This is a genomic window from Streptomyces koelreuteriae (assembly GCF_018604545.1).
Taxonomy (GTDB): domain Bacteria; phylum Actinomycetota; class Actinomycetes; order Streptomycetales; family Streptomycetaceae; genus Streptomyces; species Streptomyces koelreuteriae.
Genome location: NZ_CP075896.1, coordinates 2,130,158 through 2,151,266, shown reverse-complemented (window position 1 = coordinate 2,151,266; position 21,109 = coordinate 2,130,158). Strand labels below are relative to the sequence as shown.

Annotated in this window: 18 protein-coding genes and 1 pseudogene; 13 read left to right on the top strand and 6 right to left on the bottom strand. The window is 71.7% G+C overall.

Going from position 1 to position 21,109, the window contains the following annotated elements; genetic code table 11:
• The first annotated feature begins 82 nt into the window (after nt 1-82).
• Entirely contained in the window at nt 83-1,729 is a 1,647-nt protein-coding gene (locus KJK29_RS09330) for an RNA polymerase sigma factor (protein ID WP_215118249.1), read from the top strand.
• On the opposite strand, the gene KJK29_RS09325 is transcribed toward KJK29_RS09330, so the two are convergent.
• Nucleotides 1,674-2,402 carry a glycerophosphodiester phosphodiesterase gene (locus KJK29_RS09325; protein WP_215118248.1) on the bottom strand — a complete coding sequence of 243 codons (729 nt, stop codon included), beginning with the start codon at nt 2,400-2,402 and terminating at the stop codon, nt 1,674-1,676. The two genes, KJK29_RS09330 and KJK29_RS09325, sit on opposite strands and share 56 nt — an antisense overlap.
• A complete protein-coding gene (locus tag KJK29_RS09320; RefSeq protein ID WP_215118247.1) occupies nt 2,399-3,460 on the bottom strand; it encodes an adenosine deaminase in 1,062 nt (353 codons plus the stop codon). The genes KJK29_RS09325 and KJK29_RS09320 overlap by 4 nt, the downstream gene beginning before the upstream one ends.
• Before the next feature lie 214 nt (nt 3,461-3,674).
• On the opposite strand from KJK29_RS09320, the gene KJK29_RS09315 reads away from it, so the two are divergent.
• Nucleotides 3,675-4,316 (top strand): DUF4190 domain-containing protein, encoded by a 642-nt coding sequence (locus tag KJK29_RS09315; RefSeq protein ID WP_215118246.1) that lies wholly within the window; start codon nt 3,675-3,677, stop codon nt 4,314-4,316.
• A 69-nt stretch (nt 4,317-4,385) separates the two neighbouring features.
• A complete protein-coding gene (locus KJK29_RS09310) occupies nt 4,386-4,859 on the top strand; it encodes a DUF4190 domain-containing protein (protein ID WP_215118245.1) in 474 nt (157 codons plus the stop codon).
• Between the two features lie 82 nt (nt 4,860-4,941).
• Here the strand turns inward: KJK29_RS09310 and KJK29_RS09305 are convergent, their stop codons facing one another.
• Nucleotides 4,942-5,511: an NADAR family protein gene (locus KJK29_RS09305; RefSeq protein ID WP_215118244.1), complete on the bottom strand. Its 570-nt coding sequence runs from the start codon at nt 5,509-5,511 to the stop codon at nt 4,942-4,944.
• A gap of 200 nt (nt 5,512-5,711) precedes the next feature.
• Between KJK29_RS09305 and KJK29_RS09300 the strand changes: the two genes are divergently transcribed.
• From KJK29_RS09300 to KJK29_RS09270, 7 genes are all read left to right on the top strand, one after another.
• Complete coding sequence (locus KJK29_RS09300; RefSeq protein ID WP_215118243.1) at nt 5,712-7,247, top strand: gamma-aminobutyraldehyde dehydrogenase; 1,536 nt, start codon at nt 5,712-5,714, stop codon at nt 7,245-7,247.
• A gap of 57 nt (nt 7,248-7,304) precedes the next feature.
• Nucleotides 7,305-8,552, top strand: a complete 1,248-nt coding sequence (locus tag KJK29_RS09295) for a polyamine ABC transporter substrate-binding protein (protein WP_215118242.1) — start codon at nt 7,305-7,307, stop codon at nt 8,550-8,552.
• A 5-nt stretch (nt 8,553-8,557) separates the two neighbouring features.
• Nucleotides 8,558-9,703 (top strand): ABC transporter ATP-binding protein, encoded by a 1,146-nt coding sequence (locus tag KJK29_RS09290; protein WP_215118241.1) that lies wholly within the window; start codon nt 8,558-8,560, stop codon nt 9,701-9,703.
• Nucleotides 9,703-10,632, top strand: a complete 930-nt coding sequence (locus KJK29_RS09285) for an ABC transporter permease (RefSeq protein WP_215118240.1) — start codon at nt 9,703-9,705, stop codon at nt 10,630-10,632. Before KJK29_RS09290 ends, KJK29_RS09285 begins: the two co-directional genes overlap by 1 nt.
• Entirely contained in the window at nt 10,633-11,433 is an 801-nt protein-coding gene (locus KJK29_RS09280) for an ABC transporter permease (RefSeq protein WP_215118239.1), read from the top strand.
• A gap of 34 nt (nt 11,434-11,467) precedes the next feature.
• Nucleotides 11,468-12,886 carry an NAD(P)/FAD-dependent oxidoreductase gene (locus KJK29_RS09275; protein ID WP_215118238.1) on the top strand — a complete coding sequence of 473 codons (1,419 nt, stop codon included), beginning with the start codon at nt 11,468-11,470 and terminating at the stop codon, nt 12,884-12,886.
• A gap of 163 nt (nt 12,887-13,049) precedes the next feature.
• Nucleotides 13,050-13,505, top strand: coding sequence for a bifunctional DNA primase/polymerase (locus KJK29_RS09270; RefSeq protein ID WP_215118237.1), 456 nt, complete (start codon nt 13,050-13,052; stop codon nt 13,503-13,505).
• Between the two features lie 230 nt (nt 13,506-13,735).
• On the opposite strand, the gene KJK29_RS09265 is transcribed toward KJK29_RS09270, so the two are convergent.
• Entirely contained in the window at nt 13,736-14,398 is a 663-nt protein-coding gene (locus tag KJK29_RS09265; protein ID WP_215118236.1) for a phosphatase PAP2 family protein, read from the bottom strand.
• Between the two features lie 84 nt (nt 14,399-14,482).
• On the opposite strand from KJK29_RS09265, the gene KJK29_RS09260 reads away from it, so the two are divergent.
• Nucleotides 14,483-15,085, top strand: a complete 603-nt coding sequence (locus tag KJK29_RS09260) for a DinB family protein (RefSeq protein ID WP_215118235.1) — start codon at nt 14,483-14,485, stop codon at nt 15,083-15,085.
• On the opposite strand, the pseudogene KJK29_RS38785 reads toward KJK29_RS09260, so the two are convergent.
• A pseudogene (locus tag KJK29_RS38785) lies at nt 15,081-15,288 on the bottom strand (phosphatase PAP2 family protein); the annotation flags it as partial. The gene KJK29_RS09260 and the pseudogene KJK29_RS38785 sit on opposite strands and share 5 nt — an antisense overlap.
• Before the next feature lie 193 nt (nt 15,289-15,481).
• Entirely contained in the window at nt 15,482-16,816 is a 1,335-nt protein-coding gene (gene gabT / locus KJK29_RS09255; RefSeq protein WP_215118234.1) for a 4-aminobutyrate--2-oxoglutarate transaminase, read from the bottom strand.
• A 252-nt stretch (nt 16,817-17,068) separates the two neighbouring features.
• Between gabT and KJK29_RS09250 the strand changes: the two genes are divergently transcribed.
• Together KJK29_RS09250 and KJK29_RS09245 are read left to right on the top strand one after the other, a co-directional pair.
• Nucleotides 17,069-19,261: an ATP-binding protein gene (locus KJK29_RS09250; protein WP_215118233.1), complete on the top strand. Its 2,193-nt coding sequence runs from the start codon at nt 17,069-17,071 to the stop codon at nt 19,259-19,261.
• 126 nt (nt 19,262-19,387) lie between these two features.
• The gene (locus tag KJK29_RS09245) at nt 19,388-21,082 is read left to right on the top strand and encodes a PucR family transcriptional regulator (protein ID WP_215118232.1); all 1,695 of its coding nucleotides are present in this window, start codon (nt 19,388-19,390) and stop codon (nt 21,080-21,082) included.
• The last annotated feature ends 27 nt before the right edge of the window (nt 21,083-21,109 follow it).

Genomic DNA, 21,109 nt, shown 5'->3' with positions numbered 1-21,109 from the left:
ATCCCCGACATGGCGGGGACCCCGGGACCGCCTGAGAGGGTGCGTGCGGAACATCAGTGACACCAGGCGTCGAGAGGCCACCGTGGACAGTCAGCACTGGCGCGCCACCGTCACGGCGGCGCAGGACGGCGACCGGCGGGCGCTGGACGAGCTGGTCGCGGGCTGGCTGCCGCTGGTCTACAACATCGTGGGCCGGGCCCTGAACGGCCACGCCGACGTCGACGACGTCGTCCAGGAGACCATGCTGCGCGCGGTCGGCAACCTCGGCTCCCTGCGCGACCCGGACAGCTTCCGGTCCTGGCTGGTGGCGATCGCCATGCGGCAGATACGGGACCGCGCGCGCCGCAGGACCCCGGACCGGCTGGAGGAGACGGAGTCCTCCGACTTCGCCGAACTGACCGTGCTGCGACTCCAGTTGGAGGGTCAGCGGCGCGAGGTCGCCGAGGCGGCGCGCTGGCTCGACGACGAGGACCGGCAGTTGCTGTCGCTGTGGTGGCTGGAGGTCGCGGGCGAACTGACCCGGCGCGAACTGGCCGCCGCCGTCGGCATCACCCGGCAGCACGCCGCCGTGCGCGTCCAGCGGATGAAGGAGCGCCTGGAGACCTCGCGCGGCATCGTCCGCGCCCTGGACGGCGCCTGCGCCGACCTGCGCGAGCTGACCGGCCGCTGGAGTGGCCGGCCGGACTCGGTGTGGCGCAAGCGGCTGGCCCGGCACATCCGCGGCTGCGGCTACTGCGGCGGCACCCGCGAGTCCGTCGTACCGGCGGAACGCCTCCTGGTCGGTATGGCGCTCGTCCCGCTGCCCGTCGGGTTCACCCTGTCGCTCGCCTTCGGCGGCAAGACGGCCGTGGCCGCGGGCGCCGCGGGCTCCGTCGGCTGGTCGGCCAAGCTGCTCGGCGCCCTCACCAAGCCGGCCGTCGCGATGACCGCCGGCGCGACCATCGTCGCGGGCGGCGCCTACGTCGTCACCCAGCCGCCGGACGCCCCGCCGCCCCGGGCCGCGGTCACCCCCACGGCGACGGCCACCACCTCCGGCCCCGAGCCCCCGCCGACCTCCGCCCCGCCCGCCCCGCAGCCCTCGCCGACGAAGAAGGCCGACCTCTACGGCACGGTCGTCGACGCCGTGGACCGCGCCCCCGACCCGAACACCCGGCCCGCCGCCCTGCCGCGCCGCCCCGAGCCCGGCATCACCAGCACCGGCGGCCCGAAGGCGGTCATGCAGCACCGGGGCGACAGTGTGACGCTGAGCGGCCGGGGCTATGTCCTGGTCCGCTGGCAGATCTCGCCCAAGTCCCGCCCCGGCGCACTGGTCATGCCCTCCTGGACCGGACTGAAGGGCAAGCTCTTCCACGTGGCGTCCGGCGGCTGGCGCCGGATGGACGACCCGCTGCCCGGCGCCCCGGACGGCTACGCCACCGGCATGGGCGGGCCCGCCATCGGCTACGCCGAACTGCCGTCCGGCACCCAGCAGATGTGGCAGAACGAGTACTTCTACGTCGACGGCACCGTCACCCTCACCCAGAACGAACGGGGCTGCGACTACGGCCTGACCGTCTTCCCCTCGAACCGCCGGGCCGTCGAGGAGGACATCAACGCGGGCCCCGACCGGGGCGCCCTGCGCTACGGGCTCGTCCGCGACACCGGCACGGACAGCGCGCCGGTGCCGCAGTACGTCACCCGCCGGGCCCCGGCCGATCCGGCGACGGTGCCGCAGCGCTCGCGCGTGTAGCGCACAGCACGTCGACGCGGTTGGTCGTGATCGAGTCCACCCCGGCGTCCAGGAGCCGTCGCATGGAGCGTCGGGTGTCGGGCGTCCACACGGACAGCAGATACCCGTCGCGGCGCACCCGCTCGGCGAGGGGCCGGTCCACCAGGGAGAAACGGTAGTTGAGCCAGCGCGGGCGGATCGCCTCCAGCAGGACCGGCCGGGGCGGGGCCAGGGTCGTCCAGGTGAGGGCGATCTCCGCCTCCGGGTCCGCCGCGCGCACGGCGAGCATGGCGTCGGCGCCCGCGCAGTAGTACACGCGCTCCGCCGCCCCGGACTCCCGTACGGCGTCCATGATCCGGCGCACCGCCCGCACACCGGGCGAGCCGGGCAGGTCGATCATCACGCGGTGCCCCTCGGTCGCGGCCAGCGCCTCCGCCAGGGACGGCACCCCGCCCCCGGTCAGTCCGCGTACCTCCTCCCAGGACAGCGCGCGCACCGGCCGCTCCTGCTCCCAGAGCCGCTTCAGCGTCTCGTCGTGCAGCAGCACCGGCACGCCGTCCCGGGTGAGGCGTACGTCGATCTCCACGGCGTCCGCGCCCCGCCGCAGCGCGGAGCGCAGCGAGGCGACGGTGTTCTCGCGGTGCCGGTAGGGGTCGCCCCGGTGTCCGACGGCGAGGGGGACAGGGCTGCTCACCGGTCGAGCCACCCCGCGGTGTACGTGTCGATCTCGCCCTTGATCCGGGCCTTGCCCGCCGCGTCCAGGAAGGACACGTCGACGGCGTTCTTCGCCAGCTCGGCGAGCCCCCGCTCGTCGAGGCCGAGCAGCCTGGCGGCCACCGCGTACTCGTTGTCGAGGTCGGTGCCGAACATCGGCGGGTCGTCGGAGTTGATCGTCACGACGACCCCGGCCTCGACGAAGTCCTTGATGGGGTGCTCGTCGAGGGTGCGGACCGCGCGTGTGGCGATGTTGGAGGTCGGGCACACCTCCAGCGCGATCCGGTGCTCGGCGAGGTGCGCGAGGAGCTTGGGGTCCTGCGCGGAGCTGGTGCCGTGGCCGATGCGCTCGGCCCGCAGATGCGTGAGGGCGTCCCACACCGTCTCCGGTCCGGTCGTCTCGCCCGCGTGCGGTACGGAGTGCAGCCCGGCCGCGATCGCCCGGTCGAAGTACGGCTTGAACTGCGGACGCGGCACACCGACTTCGGGCCCGCCCAGACCGAAGGAGACCAGGCCCTCCGGGCGCAGCCGGTCGTCGGTCGCGAGCCGGGCCGTCTCCTCGGCGGCCTCGAGACCCGCCTCGCCGGGGATGTCGAAGCACCAGCGCAGCACCGTCCCGAACTCGGACTCGGCGGCCTTGCGGGCGTCCTCGATCGCGTCCATGAAGGCACGCTCGTCGATGCCGCGCCGGGTGGAGGAGAACGGCGTGACGGTCAGCTCGGCGTACCGCACCTGCTGCCGGGCCAGGTCACGGGCCACCTCGAAGGTCAGCAGCCGGACGTCCTCCGGGGTGCGGATCAGATCGACGACCGACAGATACACCTCGATGAAATGGGCGAAGTCGGTGAAGGTGAAGTAGTCGACCAGGGCGGCGGGATCGGTCGGCACCTTGGAGTCGGGATGCCGGGCGGCCAGCTCGGCCACGATCCGGGGAGAGGCGGAGCCCACGTGGTGCACATGCAGTTCGGCCTTGGGCAGTTCCGCGATGAACGCCGCGAGGTCGCGCGGGGCATGGGGGTCGACGAGATGCTGGGTCAAGGTTCCTCCCCGGAACGGCGCCCCGGCCGACGCGAGGCCGGCGGGCGCGGGTGATCGGCTGATCGATGACTCGGATTCATCGTATGCGTGGCTGCATCGCCTTTCTTTTCAGGGGCGCGGGGAACTGCGCGATCAACCCCCACGCACCCGCACGACCGCACGCACCGACCCGCCCCGTAGCATGACGGCACGAACGATCCCGGGGGGATACAAGATGACGGACGCGACGCAACCCGACGGCAGCAGCCACGACCCGTGGGCGCCTCCGGAGCACAAGACCTCACTCGACAAGAACCAGACGCCACCGCCGCCGTCCGTGCACGACCAGGCCACGGTCACCTCGATGCCCAGCGCCGGCTTCACCCCGCCCACCGGCACGCCGCAGTACGACAGCACCGGCTCCGGCCCCACGGTCCCGCCCCCGCCGGCGGCGCCCGGCGGCTACGGCTACCCCGGTTACCCCCAGGCGGGCTCCGGTTACCCGCAAAGCGGCGGCTACGGCTGGCCCGGCATGCCCCCGACCCCCCAGAACGGCATGGGCATCGCGGCGATGGTGCTCGGCATCGTCTCCTGCACCCTCTTCTGCCTGTACGGCGTGGTCTCCCTCGTCACCGGCATCCTCGCCGTGGTCTTCGGCCTCAAGGGCCGCAAGCGCGCCGAGGCCGGAGTGGCCACCAACCACGGCCAGGCCCAGGCCGGCCTGATCATGGGCATCATCGGGATCATCCTCGGCATCGTCGTGATCGTCCTGATCGCCGTCGGCATCACGGCCGCGATCAACAGTGACACCTCGTCCGACGACGACCCGTACTACGGCGCCCGCGGCCCCGTCGCCACCGCCCCGTCCCACCGCTGAAACACCCGCCCTCCTCGGCGGACTTGGCCATTACGATGCCTTGGTCTGACAACGGAGGGGAGATCGTCCATGTCCAACACCAATCCCACCCCAGGTGGGTTCGGTCCGCCGTCCCAGCCGCCGGGGCCCCCGCAGCAGCCGGCCCCCGGGTACGGCTACCCGCAGCAGTCCGGCCCGGGCTACGGCTACCCCCAGAGCAGCCCCGGCTACCCGGCCGCGCCGCCCGTCGGCTACCCGCAGGCGTCCGGCTACGGGATGCCCCCGCAGCCGAGCAACGGCATGGGAACCACCGGTCTGGTGCTGGGCATCATCGGCGTGGTGTGCAGCCTGACCTTCTTCCTCTGGTTCTTCGGCGTGATCCTGGGCATCCTGGGCATCATCTTCGGCGCCATCGGCCGCGGTAAGGCCACCCGCGGCGAGGCCACCAACAAGGGCGCGGCGACCGCCGGCCTCGTCTGCGGCATCATCGCGACCGTGATCCTGCCGCTGCTGGGGTTCCTGCTCTTCGCCAGCATCATGGGCGGACTCGGCGCGGCGAGCTGAGACCGCCGCTCACAGGGGGCCGGTCCCACGGACCGGCCCCTCACTCATGCCCGCCCAGCTCATGCCCGCCCATGACCTGTGCTCAAGCCCTCCGCAGCCGCTCCCGCGCCGCCATCAGCGCGAACCCCAGCAGATTGGGCCCGCGCCACCGCTCCGGATCCGCCGCCGCCTCGTCGTCCGCGGCCAGCCCGATGCCCCACACCCGGTCCACGGGGCTGGCCTCGACCAGCACCCTGTCGCCGGTGCTCAGCAGGAAGTCCCGCAGCCTCGGGTGCGCGGCGAACTTGTGAACGCTGCCGTCCACGACGATCCCGAACCGCTCCCGCGCCCATATCGCCTCGTCGAACCCGCGCACCAGCCGCCCGGCCTTCTTCGCCTGGGAGGGATGCGCGGCGGCCAGCACGGCACGCTCCGCCGCGGGGTCCTCGAACAGCCGGGCCTTGCCCGCCATCATCCAGTGCTCGGCCGTCGCGTACTCCACGCCGGCCACCGTGAACGGCGCGGGCCACCACTGGCTCAAACAGCTCGGTCCGATCCGGCCGTCCGGCCGCGGCCGGTGCCCCCAGAAAGGCAGATACTTGATCTTCGCCCCGCCCCGGGACGCCCTGATCAGGGCCTCCCGGGAATCGACCGCCCCCGTGATCTTCTCCATGCACGCGAGTCTGGCACGCACCACTGACACACCGTCCTGCCTTTTCGCGGCGGACTCGACACCTGGTCGACAGATTCCGTCGCGTAACCAAAAATCAACAACGGAATCCCTTGTTGGTGTGTCATTGCTCTGCCAGGATCGGCACTCAAATCGAGCCTGAGCCACGCCGGCCCCCACCAGGGGACACGGAGGAGAGCCACATGCACAACCCGGGCAACGCCACCCCGGACCGATTTCCGGCCGCGGAGCGCTTCGCGGAGGGCGCGCAGTTCATCGCGGGCCGTCTGACCAGGGGCACCTCCGGCCGTACCCACGCGGTCGTCGACCCGGCGTCGGGCGAGGAGGTCCTCCGCTACGAACTGGCCGGCACGGCCGACGTCGACCGGGCCGTCGCCGCCGCCCGCGAGGCCTTCCCCGGCTGGGCGGGGACCACACCGGGCGAGCGTTCCGACGCCCTGCACCGGTTCGCCGCCGTCCTGGCCGACCGGGCCGAGGACTTCGCCCGCGCCGAGTCGCTGCAGTGCGGCAAGCCGCTGAAGCTGTCCCGCGAGTTCGACGTCCCGGGCTCCATCGACAACACTTCCTTCTTCGCCGGTGCCGCACGGCATCTCCAGGGGCAGTCCGCCGGTGAGTACTCCGGCGACCACACGTCGTACGTCCGGCGTGAGCCCATCGGTGTCGTCGGGTCGATCGCGCCCTGGAACTACCCCCTCCAGATGGCCGCCTGGAAGATCCTCCCGGCGATCGCGGCGGGCAACACCATCGTCCTGAAGCCCGCCGAGCTCACCCCGCTGACCTCGCTGCTCTTCGCCCAGGCGGCGACGGACGCCGGGATCCCGGACGGTGTGATCAACATCGTCACCGGCACCGGCAAGGAGGTCGGCGAGCACCTCGTCGGCCACCCCGACGTGGCCATGACGTCTTTCACCGGCTCCACCGCCGTCGGCAAGCGCGTCGCCGAGATCGCCACCGCCACCGTCAAGCGCCTCCATCTGGAGCTGGGCGGCAAGGCGCCCTTCGTGGTCTTCGACGACGCCGACCCGGAGGCCGCCGCCCACGGCGCGGTCGCGGGCGCGCTCATCAACACCGGGCAGGACTGCACGGCCGCCACGCGCGCGTATGTGCAGCGGCCGCTGTACGAGGCCTTCGTGGAGCGGACCGCCGCGCTCATGGAGAGCGTCCGGCTCGGCGACCCCTTCGCCGCCGGTACCGACCTCGGGCCGCTGATCTCGCACGTCCAGCGGGACCGCGTCGCCGGTTTCGTCGACCGGGCGCGGGCCTACGCGCGCGTGGTGACCGGCGGCGAGGCACCGGAGGGCGAGCTGGCCAAGGGCGCCTACTACCGGCCCACCCTCATCGCCGATGCCGCCCAGGACAGCGAGGTCGTCCAGTCGGAGATCTTCGGGCCGGTCCTGGTGGTGCTGCCCTTCGACACCGACGACGAGGGCATCGCGCTGGCCAACGACACGCCCTACGGCCTCGCGGCCTCCGCCTGGAGCCGGGACGTGTACCGGGCCAACCGGGCCACGCGCGAGATCAAGGCGGGCTGCGTCTGGGTCAACGACCACATCCCGATCATCAGCGAGATGCCGCACGGCGGTCACAAGGCCTCCGGCTACGGCAAGGACATGTCCGCGTACTCGTTCGAGGAGTACACCCAGATCAAGCACGTCATGTTCGACAACACCGCGGTGGCCGCGAAGGACTGGCACCGCACCGTCTTCGGGGACCGATAGCAGGAAGTCAGGCCGCCCGACCCGCGGCCGCCCACCCTCCGAAAGGGCACCACGCGCATGGAGCAGTACGAGCCCGACCGCCTGTCCCCGGCCCAAGTGGCCGCCATGCGGCGCAGCTTCAGGAACGGCAGGGCCGCCCTCACCCGGCGGTCCCTGCTGCGCGCCTCCGCGGGCGGGGCGCTCGCGGCCGGCGGACTCGGGACGCTGAGCGCCTGCGGCATCCCGGCGGCGGGCACGTCGCAGGGCGGCGTCTCGGCGGAGGACCACTCGGCGAAGGAGAAGACGGTCGCCTTCTCCAACTGGACCGAGTACATGGACGTCGACGACAGCGGCAAGCACCACCCGACGCTGGAGCAGTTCACGAAACGCACCGGCGTCAAGGTCAAGTACACCGAGGACATCAACGACAACAACGAGTTCTTCGGCAAGATCAAGCCGCAGCTCGCCGCGGGCCAGGACACCGGCCGCGACCTGATCGTCCTCACCGACTGGCTGGCCGGACGGCTCATCCGCCTGGGCTGGGTGCAGAAACTCGACCCGGCCAACCTGCCGCACGCCTACGCCAACCTCTCCGCCCAGTTCCGCAGCCCCGACTGGGACCCGGGCCGCGCCTACTCGTACGTCTGGCAGGGCATCTCCACCGTCATCGCGTACAACAAGAAGGCCCTCGACGGCGTCGAGGTGAAGTCGCTCTCCGACCTCCTGGACAACCCCAAGCTCAAGGGGCGTGTGGGCTTCCTGTCGGAGATGCGCGACAGCGTCGGCATGACGCTGCTCGACATGGGCAAGGACCCGGCGAAGTTCACCGCCGACGACTACGACGCGGCCATAGCCCGGCTCCAGAAGGCCGTCGACAAGGGCCAGATCCGCCGCTTCACCGGCAACGACTACACCTCGGACCTGACCAGCGGCGACTTCGCGGCCTGCGTCGCCTGGGCCGGTGACGTCGTCCAGCTCAAGGCGGACAGCCCCGACATCGACTTCCTCGTCCCGGACAGCGGCTACATGACGTCGACCGACAACCTGCTGATCCCCAACAAGGCCCGGCACAAGACGAACGCCGAGCGGCTCATCGACTTCTACTACGAGCCGAAGCCGGCCGCCGAACTCGCCGCGTACATCAACTACGTGTGCCCCGTCGACGGGGTGAAGGCCGAGCTGGAGAAGATCGACAAGGACGCGGCGAACAACCCGCTGATCATCCCCGACAAGGCCATGGCCGCGAAGTCCCACGCCTTCCGCTCGCTGAGCTCGAAGGAAGAGACCGAGTTCGAAGCGAAGTTCGCGAAGCTGACGGGGGCGTGACCACCATGACGAACAAGACAGAGGCCACGGGCGAGGTCCGCCTCAAGGGCATAGCCAAGACCTACGGCGCCTTCACCGCCGTCCACCCGCTCGACCTGACCGTGCCGCAGGGCTCCTTCTTCGCCCTGCTCGGCGCGTCCGGCTGCGGCAAGACCACCACCCTGCGCATGATCGCCGGCCTGGAGGAACCTTCCTCCGGGACCGTGTCGCTGGGCGACCAGGACGTGACCGCGCTCCCGCCGTACAAGCGGCCGGTCAACACCGTCTTCCAGTCCTACGCCCTCTTCCCGCACCTCGACATCTTCGAGAACGTCGCCTTCGGTCTGCGCCGGCGCGGCATCAAGTCGGTGAAGAAGCAGGTCGGGGAGATGCTCGACCTCGTGCAGCTCGGCGAGCAGGCCCGCAAGAAGCCGCACCAGCTCTCCGGCGGCCAGCAGCAGCGCGTCGCCGTGGCCCGCGCGCTGATCAACCACCCCAAGGTGCTCCTGCTCGACGAGCCGCTCGGCGCCCTCGACCTCAAGCTGCGCCGCCAGATGCAGCTGGAGCTCAAGCGCATCCAGACCGAGGTCGGCATCACCTTCGTGCACGTCACGCACGACCAGGAGGAGGCCATGACCATGGCCGACACGGTCGCCGTGATGAACGCGGGCCGCGTGGAGCAGCTCGGCGCGCCCACCGACCTCTACGAGAACCCGCGCACCACGTTCGTCGCCAACTTCCTCGGCACCTCGAACTTCATCGAGGCCGAGGTCGACTCCAGGAGCGGCGACGAGATCGTGCTGAAGGCGGGCGGCGGCAAGCTCGTCCTGCCCGAGTCCCGCTGCGGCGCGCCCACGACGACCGGCGGCAGGGTGCTGGTCGGGGTTCGCCCGGAGAAGATATCCCTCACCCACGCGGAAGACGCCGGCGAGATACCGGAGGGCCGCAACCGCATCACGGGCCGGATCGCCGACTCCAGCTTCATCGGCGTCTCCACGCAGTACGTCGTCGACAGCCCGGTCTGTTCCGACTTCGAGGTCTACGCCCAGAACATCGACCGCGACCCCCGCCTGGTCCCCGGCGCCGAGGTCGTCCTGCACTGGAACCCGGCCCACACCTTCGGCCTGGACGCGGCCCAGGACGCCGATGCCGGAGTGGAAGAGGCGGCCTGATGTCCACACTCACCGAGGCGCCACCGCCCCTCGCACCGGAAGCTCCCGAGCCGAAGCCCCCGAAGCGCAGGGGCCGCTGGACGCCGTACTGGCTGCTGCTGCCCGGCATCCTCTGGCTGGTGGTCTTCTTCGCGCTGCCGATGATCTACCAGGCCTCCACGTCCGTACAGACGGGCTCCCTGGAGGAGGGCTACAAGGTCACCTGGCACTTCGCCACGTACTGGGACGCGCTGTCCGCGTACTGGCCGCAGTTCATCAGGTCGGTGCTCTACGCGGGCACGGCCACGGTCCTGTGCCTGCTGCTCGGCTATCCGCTCGCGTATCTGATCGCCTTCCGCGCGGGCCGCTGGCGAAACCTGATCATGATCCTGGTGATCGCGCCGTTCTTCACCAGCTTCCTGATCCGCACCCTCGCCTGGAAGACGATCCTCGCGGACGGCGGACCACTGGTCGGCGCGCTCGACACGCTGCACGTCCTGGACGTCACCAACTGGCTCGGCTGGACCGCCGGCGACCGCGTCCTGGCCACGCCGCTCGCGGTGGTCTGCGGTCTGACGTACAACTTCCTGCCGTTCATGATCCTGCCGCTCTACACCTCGCTCGAGCGGATCGACGGCCGGCTGCACGAGGCCGCGGGGGATCTGTACGCGAAGCCCTCGACGACCTTCCGCAAGGTCACCTTCCCGCTGTCGATGCCCGGTGTCGTCTCCGGCACGCTGCTCACCTTCATCCCGGCGACCGGCGACTATGTCAACGCCGATCTCCTCGGTTCCACGGACACCCGCATGGTCGGAAACGTCATCCAAACGCAGTTCCTGAGGGTGCTGGACTATCCGACGGCGGCCGCGCTCTCCTTCATTCTCATGGCGGCCATTCTGCTCATGGTCACCCTCTACATCCGCAGGTCGGGGACGGAGGATCTGGTTTAAATGCCCTTCGTCAACTGGCTCAAGAAAAATCTCGTCGTCATCGCGGGACTGCTGACACTCGGCTATCTCCTGCTGCCGAACGTCATCGTGACGGTGTTCTCCTTCAACAAACCGAAGGGGCGCTTCAACTACGAATGGCAGCAGTTCTCGCTGGACGCCTGGAAAGACCCGTGCGGCGTCGCCGACCTCTGCGGCTCGCTGTCGCTCAGCCTCCAGATCGCCGTCTGGGCGACGCTCGGCGCCACCCTCCTCGGCACCCTGATCGCCTTCGCGCTGGTCCGCTACCGGTTCCGCGCCCGGGGCGCCGTGAACTCGCTGATCTTCCTGCCGATGGCGATGCCCGAGGTCGTCATGGCCGCCTCGCTGCTCACCCTCTTCCTCAACATGGGCGCCCAGCTCGGCTTCTGGACCATCCTCATCGCGCACATCATGTTCTGCCTGAGTTTCGTGGTCACGGCCGTGAAAGCACGGGTCATGTCGATGGATCCCAAACTGGAGGAGGCGGCGCGGGACCTGTACGCGGGCCCGGTCCAGACCTTCGTACGGGTCACCCTGCCGATCGCCGCCCCCGGAATCGCGGCGGGCGCCCTGCTCGCGTTCGCCCTCTCCTTCGACGACTTCATCATCACCAATTTCAACGCCGGCTCGACCGTCACCTTCCCCATGTTCGTCTGGGGCTCGGCGCAGCGCGGAACGCCCGTTCAGATCAATGTCATCGGCACGGCCATGTTCATCGTCGCCGTACTGTTCGTCCTGGCCTCCATGGTCGCAGGAAATCGCCGTAACAGGCAAAAGGCATAAAGACATAAAGGTTTCACCGTAGGGAGTTGAAATCATGGCCCCGAGCGCCATGAATCAGTGGACTCATTCGCTTTCCGACGTCCAGCCGGTCCCGTACTGGCTCGACGACCCCGGCCGGCCCCGTCCGGAACCCGCCCTCACCACCTCCGAGACCTGCGATCTGCTGGTCGTCGGCGGCGGCTACAGCGGACTGTGGACGGCGCTGATCGCCAAGGAACGTGACCCGGGACGGGACGTGGTGCTGGTGGAGGGCCGCGAGGTGGGCTGGGCCGCCTCCGGCCGCAACGGCGGATTCTGCGCCGCCTCCCTCACCCACGGCCTGCCCAACGGCCTCGCCCGCTGGCCCGACGAGATCCACACGCTCCAGGAGCTCGGCACCCGCAACCTCGACGCCATCGAGGAGGCCGTCTCCCGGCACTCCATCGACTGCGACTTCGAGCGCACCGGCGAGATCGACGTCGCCACCGAGCCGTACCAGGCGGCGGAACTGCGCGACTGGCACGAGGAGACGGCCCGACGCGGGCTCGCCGAGGGCGTCGAGTTCCTGGACGCGGACGCCCTGCGGGAGCAGGTGGACTCACCCACCTTCCAGGCGGGCCTGTGGGACCGCAGGGGTGTGGCGATGCTGCACCCGGCGAAGCTCGCCTGGGGCCTGAAGCGGGCGTGCGTGGAGCTCGGCGTCCGGGTCTACGAGCACACCCCCGCCCTCACCCTGAAGCCGTACGGCCCCGGCATGGCCGTACGCACCCCCTACGGCCGGATCCGCGCCCGCCAGGTCGCCCTCGGCACCAACATCTTCCCGAACCTGGTCAGACGCGTCCGCTCGTACACCGTCCCGGTCTACGACTACGCCCTGATGACCGAGCCGCTCACCGCCGCCCAACTGGCGTCGATCGGCTGGAAGAACCGCCAGGGACTCGGCGACAGCGCCAACCAGTTCCACTACTTCCGCCTCTCCGCCGACAACCGGATCCTGTGGGGCGGCTACGACGCGATCTACCCCTACGGCGGCCGCGTCCGCGCCGAGTACGACGACCGCCCGGAGACCTACGCCAAGCTCGCCGGGCACTTCTTCACCTGCTTCCCGCAACTGGAGGGCGTCCGCTTCAGCCACGCCTGGGGCGGCGCGATCGACACCTGCTCCCGCTTCTCGGCGTTCTTCGGCACCGCCCACCAGAAGAAGGTCGCCTACGCGGCCGGCTACACGGGCCTGGGCGTCGGCTCCACCCGCTTCGGCGCCGAGGTGATGCTGGACCTGCTGTCCGGCGAGCGCACGGAACGCACCGAACTGGAAATGGTCCGCAAGAAGCCCCTGCCCTTCCCGCCGGAGCCCTTCGCCTGGACGGGCATCGCCCTCACCAAGTGGTCCCTGGCCCGCGCGGACGCCCAGGGCGGCCGCCGCAACCTGTGGCTGCGCACGATGGACCGGCTGGGGCTGGGCTTCGACAGCTGATCGAGCGGGCTGATCGAATGAGGTGTGAGCCGGTTCACTCCAACGAGGAGCCGAAACCCGCGTAATGACCCCTGGGAGACCCCTTCTCCTTCGTGACGCCCTCGGGACGCGCCGCGCGTTCGCGAGATTCACGGGCTTCACGAGAGAACAGGGGGTCTTTCTCATGACCGGTGCGAAGACGGCGGTCGAGTGGCTCGCATCCGCCGCACCCGACCCCGAGGCCTGCCGCTGGGAGTGGGAGCGCAACCCGCTCGGGGTCGCGCTGCTGCCGGCCGGCGGCGCCTGGGACGTGCTCATCCTGCCCGGCGACCTCGGCTACGCCACGCTCGACGTGCTCAGCCGTGTGCTCGACCGGCCGGGGCCCGTGCTCGTCGACTTCGGCGACGAGCGCATCGGATTCTTCGTGCCGCCGGGCACCGCGGCCCGCTGGCTCGGCACGGGCATCAGGACGGCGGGCGCCGGCACCTGGATCGTCGTGCCGTACCCGGGCCGCTCCTCACCCGGCGGCGTCCGCTGGCTGATCCCGCCGGACGGCTCGGGCATGCTGACGGACCCGACCCTGCTGGAACTGGCGATGCACGAGGCGGCGGCGCGGCTGGCCGTGGATCGGGGCGACTAGGCCTGTCGTTTGGATCAGGTCGCAGGGAATCGGCGGCATCTTGTCAGCGCCGGTGAGCGGGGTCTGGTGCGTGCAGCTGCAAGGCGGAGGAGGGCGGCGATGCGATGGGGGCACCTCCCGCGCGAGCGAAGCCGAGCGTGGGGGAATCGGCAACCGACGACAACGCGGCAGATGTGCGTGCCAGGCCCCGCGTCTGCGGCGTGATCCAAACGACAGGCCCTCGGGGATGTTCACCGCGGCTGCCCGGCCGTCTCCCGCCTGAGGAACAGCCACAGCGAGGAGAGCAGCACCGCGCACAGACACCAGCTGGCCGCGACGTCCAGTGGCCAGTGGTAGCCGCGGCGGACCAGGCCGTAGCTCGCGCCGAGCACGAGGGCGGCGCAGCCGGCGACCAGGGCGCCGCGGGCGAGGGGGGTGCGGAGCCGGGGGAGGAGGAGCAGGGTGGCGCAGCCGTAGGCGATGGCTGCCGTGGCGGTGTGGCCGGAGGGGTAGTAGCCGGTGCCCGGCGGGACCGCCGGGGTGCCGGGCCGGTCCGTGAGGTCCTTGAGGGGGATGATCAGCGCCGGGACCAGGGCCATGAGGAGGGCCGCCGCGGTGACCGGCAGCCACCAGCGCCGCGTACGGCGGGTCCGCAGCGCGACGAATCCGAGGGCGGCGGCGAGGACCGGGACCGCGACCTGGACGTTGCCGAGGTCGGCGAGGAGCTCGGAGTAGCGGTCCGGGTGGACGAGCTCGGCACTGGCACGCTCGTCGAGGCGGATGAGCGGGCCGTCGGCGACGACCTGCCAGGTGATCAGGACGAAGAGCAGGGCCGGGAGGCTGAGCAGGAGGGCCAGGAAGGGCGAGTACGGCGTGGTGCGCTCGTCGCGGACCTGGTTCCCGGAGATCGGCATGGGACACAGCTTGGCACGGGCACGGATCCGCTTCGTCGCGCGGACGGCCGCCGTGTTGTCAGTGGCGGGTGCCAGACTCCCGGCATGACCCCGACCAGCCCGAAAGCCGACCTGCTCCGCTATCTCCAGGACGCCCGCGACGCCCTGCTCTGGAAGCTCGAAGGGCTCTCCGAGTACGACGTCCGCCGCCCGCTCACACCGACCGGGACCAACCTGCTGGGCCTGGTCAAGCATGTCGCCGGGGTGGAGCTGGGGTATTTCGGCGACACGTTCGGGCGGCCCTACTTCGTCGAGGAGCCGCCCCCGTCCTGGTGGTACACCGAGGACGCCGAGCCCAACGCGGACATGTGGGCCGGTGCGGAGGAGTCGCGCGAGGAGATCACCGGGCTCTATCGCGCGGCCTGGCAGCACTCGGACCGCACGGTCGAGGCGCTGGCCCTGGACGCGACCGGTCGGGTCCCGTGGTGGCCCGAGGCTCGCCGGGAGGTCACGCTGCACCACATCCTGGTCCGGGTGATCGCCGACACGCAGCGGCACGCGGGCCATGCCGACATCGTGCGGGAGCTCATCGACGGCAGGGTCGGGCTGACGAAGAGCAGCGACACCATGCCGGCAGGCGATCAGGAGTGGTGGGAGAAGCACCGGCGCCGGCTGGAACGCGTGGCGCGGGAGGCCGATGGCCGGTGAGGGAGAAGAGGGAGGTCGGCCGCCCCGGAACAGGGGGGGTGGTTCCGAGGCGGCCGTCCGGACCGGAACGTCGCGCGCCCCGGGGGGTTTGGGGCGGGCGACTGTCCGATCGGTGAGGAGATCCAGAGCCTTGAGGCTCCGGTTGTGTGCGCGAGGGCACGACCAGGTCGAAGCTGGGGAGGCCCCGGCCTGATGTCACCCACAGTCCCCTGCGGGCGGGGGTGTATCTCTCATCTGGGTAGAACCTACGACAGGGGCAGGGCGGAGGACAGGCCATAGGGCCGCCTGTCATCCACCTCGCACACCTTCTTCACACGCTCTGCCGCTCGCCGCCGCCGGAGCGGAACCGGAGCGGCTCCTTCGCCCCGACGGCGGCTCGGACGCGTAACTGCCGTGTCAGATACGGGCGAACGCCTGCTCGATGATGTCGAGGCCCTCGTTGAGCAGGTCCTCGCCGATCACCAGCGGGGGCAGGAAGCGGAGCACGTTGCCGTAGGTGCCACAGGTCAGGACCAGCAGGCCCTCCGCGTGGCAGGCCTTGGCGAGCGCGGCGGTCGCCTCCGGGTTCGGCTCCTTCGTGGCACGGTCCTTGACCAGCTCGATGGCGATCATGGCGCCGCGTCCACGGATGTCGCCGACGATGTCGAACTTCTCCGCCATGGCGGTGAGGCGGGCCTTCATGACCGCCTCGATGTGCTTCGCCTTGGTGTTGAGGTCCAGCTCCTTCATCGTCTCGATGGAGCCGAGCGCTCCGGCACACGCGACCGGGTTGCCGCCGTAGGTGCCGCCCAGGCCGCCCGCGTGCGCGGCGTCCATGATCTCGGCGCGACCGGTCACGGCGGCCAGCGGGAGACCGCCCGCGATGCCCTTGGCGGTGGTGATCAGGTCCGGGACGATGCCCTCGTCCTCACACGCGAACCACTGCCCGGTACGGCAGAAGCCGGACTGGATCTCGTCGGCGACGAAGACGATGCCGTTGTCCGAGGCGAACTTCCGGATCGCCGGCAGGAAGCCCTCGGCCGGCTCGATGAAGCCGCCCTCGCCGAGCACCGGCTCGATGATGACCGCGGCCACGTTCTCGGCGCCGACCTGCTTGCTGATCTGGTCGATGGCCTGCGCGGCGGCCTCGGGGCCCGCGTTCTCCGGGCCGGTCGGCCAGCGGTAGCCGTACGCCACCGGTACCCGGTAGACCTCGGGGGCGAACGGCCCGAAGCCGTGCTTGTACGGCATGTTCTTCGAGGTCAGCGCCATGGTCAGGTTGGTACGACCGTGGTAGCCGTGGTCGAAGACGACGACGGCCTGGCGCTTGGTGTGGGCGCGGGCGATCTTGACGGCGTTCTCGACGGCCTCGGCGCCGGAGTTGAACAGGGCGCTCTTCTTGGCGTGGTCACCGGGGGTCAGCTCGGCGAGCGCCTCGGCGACCTCGACGTACCCCTCGTACGGCGTGACCATGAAACAGGTGTGGGTGAAGTCGGCGAGCTGGGCGGAGGCCCGGCGCACGACGGCCTCGGCGGAGGCGCCGACGGACGTCACGGCGATGCCCGAGCCGAAGTCGATGAGCCGGTTGCCGTCGACGTCCTCGATGATCCCGCCGCCCGCGCGCGCCGTGAACACGGGCAGCACGGAGCCCACGCCCTGCGCGACCGCGGCGGTGCGGCGGGCCTGCAGCTCCTGCGACTTCGGTCCGGGGATGGCGGTGACGACGCGGCGCTCCTGCGGAAGTGAGGTCATGCGGGGCTCCTGGGGTGGTGCGAAGGGATTTCTACGGACGCTTGGCTTCTTTTCTCGCAGGCTAGGGCGGGGAAAGGGGGGTGGGCATGCTCCATGTGGGCGTTGTCGGCGGGCCGGCTTGTCCGGGGTGGACATGGCGCTCTGACGGGCTGCTGCCCACGACCCGGCCGTGTAAGCGGTGAACTCCCCAGGGGAGGGCGTTAGATTGGCTCGCTGATGGTGGACGGAGCGGCTGGTCAGGGGGAAAGGGCGATGGACAGCGACGGGACGCAGGAGGCGCGGGGTACGCATGCGAGTCCCGTACCGCGTCCGGCGGGGGCGCCGGAGGTGCCCTCGGTGCCACCGAACGGCCCCGGCGAGCCACCGGGCGGCCGGAGCGGGCCCGTGGCCGGACCGGCCGTGCCGCCCCGGCCCACGCGGGCGCCCGGGACGCCGCCGCCCGACGGCTCGTCCTTCATGACCTGGCTGCGCACCCCCCGGCCCGACGCGGCGCCCGGCGTCTGGCGCTTCGGGCACCGGCCGCGGCCCGCCGAGGAGCCCGAGGAGATCCCCACCCGGCAGCTGCTGAGCGGGGCGCTGATCGCCTTCCTCGTGGGATGGCTGATCTGGTCGCTGCTGCAGAACGGATACCTCGGCAACTGGTGGTGGGTGCCGTTCGACCTGATCATTCCCGACGCCTGGCGCGGCGGCGACAGCGATCTCGGCGAGACCGGCACGTTCATCGTGTACCAGGGCTACGAGCTGCTCGTCGCCCTCGGGATCATGGTCGGGGTGGCCCGGCTCGGCCGCTGGGGCGAGGTATGGCGTCGCTTCGTCGTCCCCCGCTTCCGTCGCCCGGAACCTCAAGAACCCCATCGGGACCCTCAGGACGACCCGGCCCAGTGGAACGAACTCCGCGCCGCCGGAGCCGTCGACGCGGCCGAGCGGCTCGCCGCCGAGGCCCGCTCCGGGCTGATGCGGGACGTCGACCACGCCCGGATCCTCCGGGCCTGGCAGGGCGTGCGCATCGGACGGCACAGCCTCGCCACGTTCAGCTCCACCGTCCTGCGCGACGGTGCCGCCGCCTGCCTGCACCCCTCCGGAGAGCGCGACCTGCCGGCGCGCCTCGCCCGGCACGACCTGTTCACCGGCCAGGTGCGGCTCGGGACCACCGTCGACGACACCCGCAACCCCTACGCCTACCGAGGAGCCGGGCTCGCCCTCGGGCCCGATCTGCTCGGTACCTCGCTCGTGGCCGTGGGCCCCGCCGGGTCCGGCAAGACCGGTAGCGTCGTCCGCCCCCTCGCCGAGTCGCTGTGTCTGCACGCGCTGGCCGGACGGGCCGCCGTGGTCGTGGTCGGCGGGGCGGGCGCGGGGCTCGGGCCGGCCGACGCGTACGACGTCGTCGTGCGGATCGGGAACCAGGACTCCGAGTACGACCTCGATCTGTACGGCGGGACCGCCGACCCGGACGAGGCCGCCGCCGTGCTGGCCGAGGCACTCGTCGGGGACCTCGCCGATCCGCACCCGGGCAGTGACACCCGGCGCTCCACGACCGTCCTCGCCCAGTTGCTCGGACCGTTCCGGGCCGTGCACGGGCGTTTCCCTTCCGTACCGGAGCTGCGGCAGCTCCTGGACGGGGCGCCCGGGCCGTTCGCCGCGCTGCGGCAGGGGCTGCAGGAAGCCGGGCAGGATTCGCTGCTGCGGGAGCTGGACGCCCGGGAGCGGCAGATGGGGCAGCCCGGAGACGTCGGCGGGGTGCTCGGGGACCGGGTCGCGCTGCTGGACCGGCCCGCCTTCGCCTCGTTCTTCGACACGTCCGGGTCCACCCGGCCCTTCACCCTCAAGGCCCTCGACCACCCCGTGCGGGTGCGGATCGACCTGCCCGAGCGCGGGCACGCCGACGCCTCCCGGATGCTGGCGCGGCTGGTGCTCGCCCAGTTCTCGGCGAGTGTCGCCGTACGGGAGGACCGGTCGCTGTTCGCCTGTCTGGTGCTGGACGACGCGACCGGCGTGGTGACGCCGGAGGGCGTGCGCGGCATCCAGCGGCTGCGGTCGGGCAACGCCGGTGTCGTGCTCACCCTGCGGACGCTGGACGACGTGGCCCGGCCGCTGCGCGGGCCGCTGCTCGGGGCCACCGGCTGCCGGATGGCGCTGTCGGGGGTCACGCCCTGGGACGGGCAGGACTTCGCCGAGGTGTGGGGCAAGGAGTGGACCGAGGCCCGGGACGTCACCGACCGGCAGATCATCGCCGAGACCCCGGCGGGCAAGGCCGTGCACATGCTGCGCCGGGTGATCACCGGCAAGGCCCCGACCGCGCGGGCGGTGACCGTGCGGCAGGTCGAGCGGGAGCGCTGGTCCGCGTCCGAGCTGGCGCACGGCGTACCGGCGGGGCACGCGGTGCTGTCGCTGACCGATGTGAAGGGCGAGCACGCGCCGCCGCTGCTGGTCGATCTGCGGGGCTGACGCCCGCCGGCACGGGTGCGGGTACGCGGGGACCCTACGGTGAGGCAGAATCGTCACAGGTCGTTCATACGTGGCGGCCAAAAGTGCACAGAGATCACACAGCCCTGACGCAGACCTGAAGGCCTCATGCCCCCGACGCTCGCCTCGCTCGTCCACCACTCCGCGCTGAAACTGACCGTGCGGGCGGGCGAAGACCGCCTCGATGTGCCGGTGCGCTGGGCCCATGTCAGCGAGCTGGCCGACCCCGTGCCCTACATGGAGGGCGGGGAGCTGCTGCTGATGACCGCGCTCAAGCTGGACGCCGAGGACCCGGAGGCCATGCGCCGGTACGTGCGGCGGCTGGCCGAGGCCGGGGTGGTCGGGCTCGGCTTCGCCATAGGCGTCAACTACGAGGAGACGCCCAAGGCGCTCGTCGACGCGGCCGGGGAAGAGGGCCTGCCGCTGCTGGAGGTGCCGCGCCGCACCCCCTTCCTCGCCATCAGCAAGGCCGTCTCCGCCGCGATCGCCGCCGACCAGTACCGGGCCGTCACGGCCGGTTTCGCCGCCCAGCGCGAGCTGACCCGGCAGGCGCAGACCGGCGGGCCGGAGGGGCTGCTGGCCGCGCTGGCCGCGCAGGTCGACGGCTGGGCCGCGCTGTACGACGCCTCGGGCGCCGTCGTCGCCACGGCACCGGAGTGGGCCGGACGGCGGGCCGCGCGGCTCACCGGCGACGTCGAGCGGCTGCGGGAGCGGCCCGCGCCCGCCTCCTCGGTGGTCGGCGGTCCGGAGAACGAGGACCGGGTCGAACTGCACACCATCGGCACGGGCCGGCGCCCTCGCGCTGCCCTCGCGGTCGGCACGGCCGCCGCCCTCGGCACCGCCGAGCGCTACGCCGTCCACTCCGCCATAGCCCTGCTGACCCTGACCACGGAACGCTCCCGGTCCCTCCAGGCCGCCGAGCAGCGGGTCGGCGAGGCGGTGCTGCGCATGCTGCTGGCCGGGGAGCCGGACCACGCGCGCACGGTCGCCGGGAGCCTGTACGGCGGCCTGCTGGACGCGCCGTTCCGGATGCTGGTCGCCGAGCGGGTGCCGGTGTCGGCGTCGGCCGCGCTGACCCGTGCCGAGTCCCGGGCGGGCGTACCGGCCGTCGACCGCCCCTCCGCCGCCGCGCTCGCCGCCGCCGACACCGGCGGAGACCCCCTCGCGGCGCTCGCCGACGTCATGGAGTCCGCGGCGGCCCGGGCCGGCGAGGCCGTCCTGGTGGTGCCCGAGGGGGAGCGGCTGGTGGTGCTGGCCGCGGACCGGGGCGCCGCCGCCGCGGCCTGCGGGGAGTACGCGGCCGCCCTGGAGACGGCCCGGGCGGGCGCACGCGAGAAGGCGCCGGGCGGCGAGGAGGCCGAGCTGGTCGTGGGCCTGTCGGCACCGGCCGGGCCCATCGCCGCCTCCTCCGCGTACAAGCAGGCCGAGCAGGCCCTGTCGGTGGCCCGGCGGCGCGGACGCGTCCTGGTGGAGCACGAGCAGATGGCGGCCGGATCCGTGCTCCCGCTACTGGCGGACGACGCGGTACGGGCCTTCGCCGACGGGATGCTGCGGCCGCTGTACGAGCACGACGCCACGGGCCGCGGCGACCTCGTCGCCTCCCTGCGCGCCTGGCTGTCCCGGCACGGCCAGTGGGACGCGGCGGCGGCCGACCTCGGCGTCCACCGGCACACCCTGCGGTACCGCATGCGCCGCGTCGAGGAGATCCTCGGCCGCTCCCTGGACGACCCGGACGCCCGGATGGAGCTGTGGCTGGCCCTCAAGGCGACGACCACGGAACCGGCCCCGCCTGCCAAACCGTAGTGTTCGCGGCCGGGACTGCTACACCCC

Excerpts from the sequence above, each read along its gene's own strand:
- KJK29_RS09260 (WP_215118235.1), top strand. The coding sequence starts at position 14,483 with ATGACCCCGACCAGCCCGAAAGCCGACCTGCTCCGCTATCTCCAGGAC.
- KJK29_RS09265 (WP_215118236.1), bottom strand. The coding sequence starts at position 14,398 with ATGCCGATCTCCGGGAACCAGGTCCGCGACGAGCGCACCACGCCGTAC.
- KJK29_RS09300 (WP_215118243.1), top strand. The coding sequence starts at position 5,712 with ATGCACAACCCGGGCAACGCCACCCCGGACCGATTTCCGGCCGCGGAG.
- gabT (WP_215118234.1), bottom strand. The coding sequence starts at position 16,816 with ATGACCTCACTTCCGCAGGAGCGCCGCGTCGTCACCGCCATCCCCGGA.
- KJK29_RS09290 (WP_215118241.1), top strand. The coding sequence starts at position 8,558 with ATGACGAACAAGACAGAGGCCACGGGCGAGGTCCGCCTCAAGGGCATA.
- KJK29_RS09295 (WP_215118242.1), top strand. The coding sequence starts at position 7,305 with ATGGAGCAGTACGAGCCCGACCGCCTGTCCCCGGCCCAAGTGGCCGCC.
- KJK29_RS09280 (WP_215118239.1), top strand. The coding sequence starts at position 10,633 with ATGCCCTTCGTCAACTGGCTCAAGAAAAATCTCGTCGTCATCGCGGGA.
- KJK29_RS09285 (WP_215118240.1), top strand. The coding sequence starts at position 9,703 with ATGTCCACACTCACCGAGGCGCCACCGCCCCTCGCACCGGAAGCTCCC.
- KJK29_RS09315 (WP_215118246.1), top strand. The coding sequence starts at position 3,675 with ATGACGGACGCGACGCAACCCGACGGCAGCAGCCACGACCCGTGGGCG.
- KJK29_RS09250 (WP_215118233.1), top strand. The coding sequence starts at position 17,069 with ATGGACAGCGACGGGACGCAGGAGGCGCGGGGTACGCATGCGAGTCCC.
- KJK29_RS09275 (WP_215118238.1), top strand. The coding sequence starts at position 11,468 with ATGGCCCCGAGCGCCATGAATCAGTGGACTCATTCGCTTTCCGACGTC.
- KJK29_RS09310 (WP_215118245.1), top strand. The coding sequence starts at position 4,386 with ATGTCCAACACCAATCCCACCCCAGGTGGGTTCGGTCCGCCGTCCCAG.
- KJK29_RS09245 (WP_215118232.1), top strand. The coding sequence starts at position 19,388 with ATGCCCCCGACGCTCGCCTCGCTCGTCCACCACTCCGCGCTGAAACTG.
- KJK29_RS09305 (WP_215118244.1), bottom strand. The coding sequence starts at position 5,511 with ATGGAGAAGATCACGGGGGCGGTCGATTCCCGGGAGGCCCTGATCAGG.
- KJK29_RS09270 (WP_215118237.1), top strand. The coding sequence starts at position 13,050 with ATGACCGGTGCGAAGACGGCGGTCGAGTGGCTCGCATCCGCCGCACCC.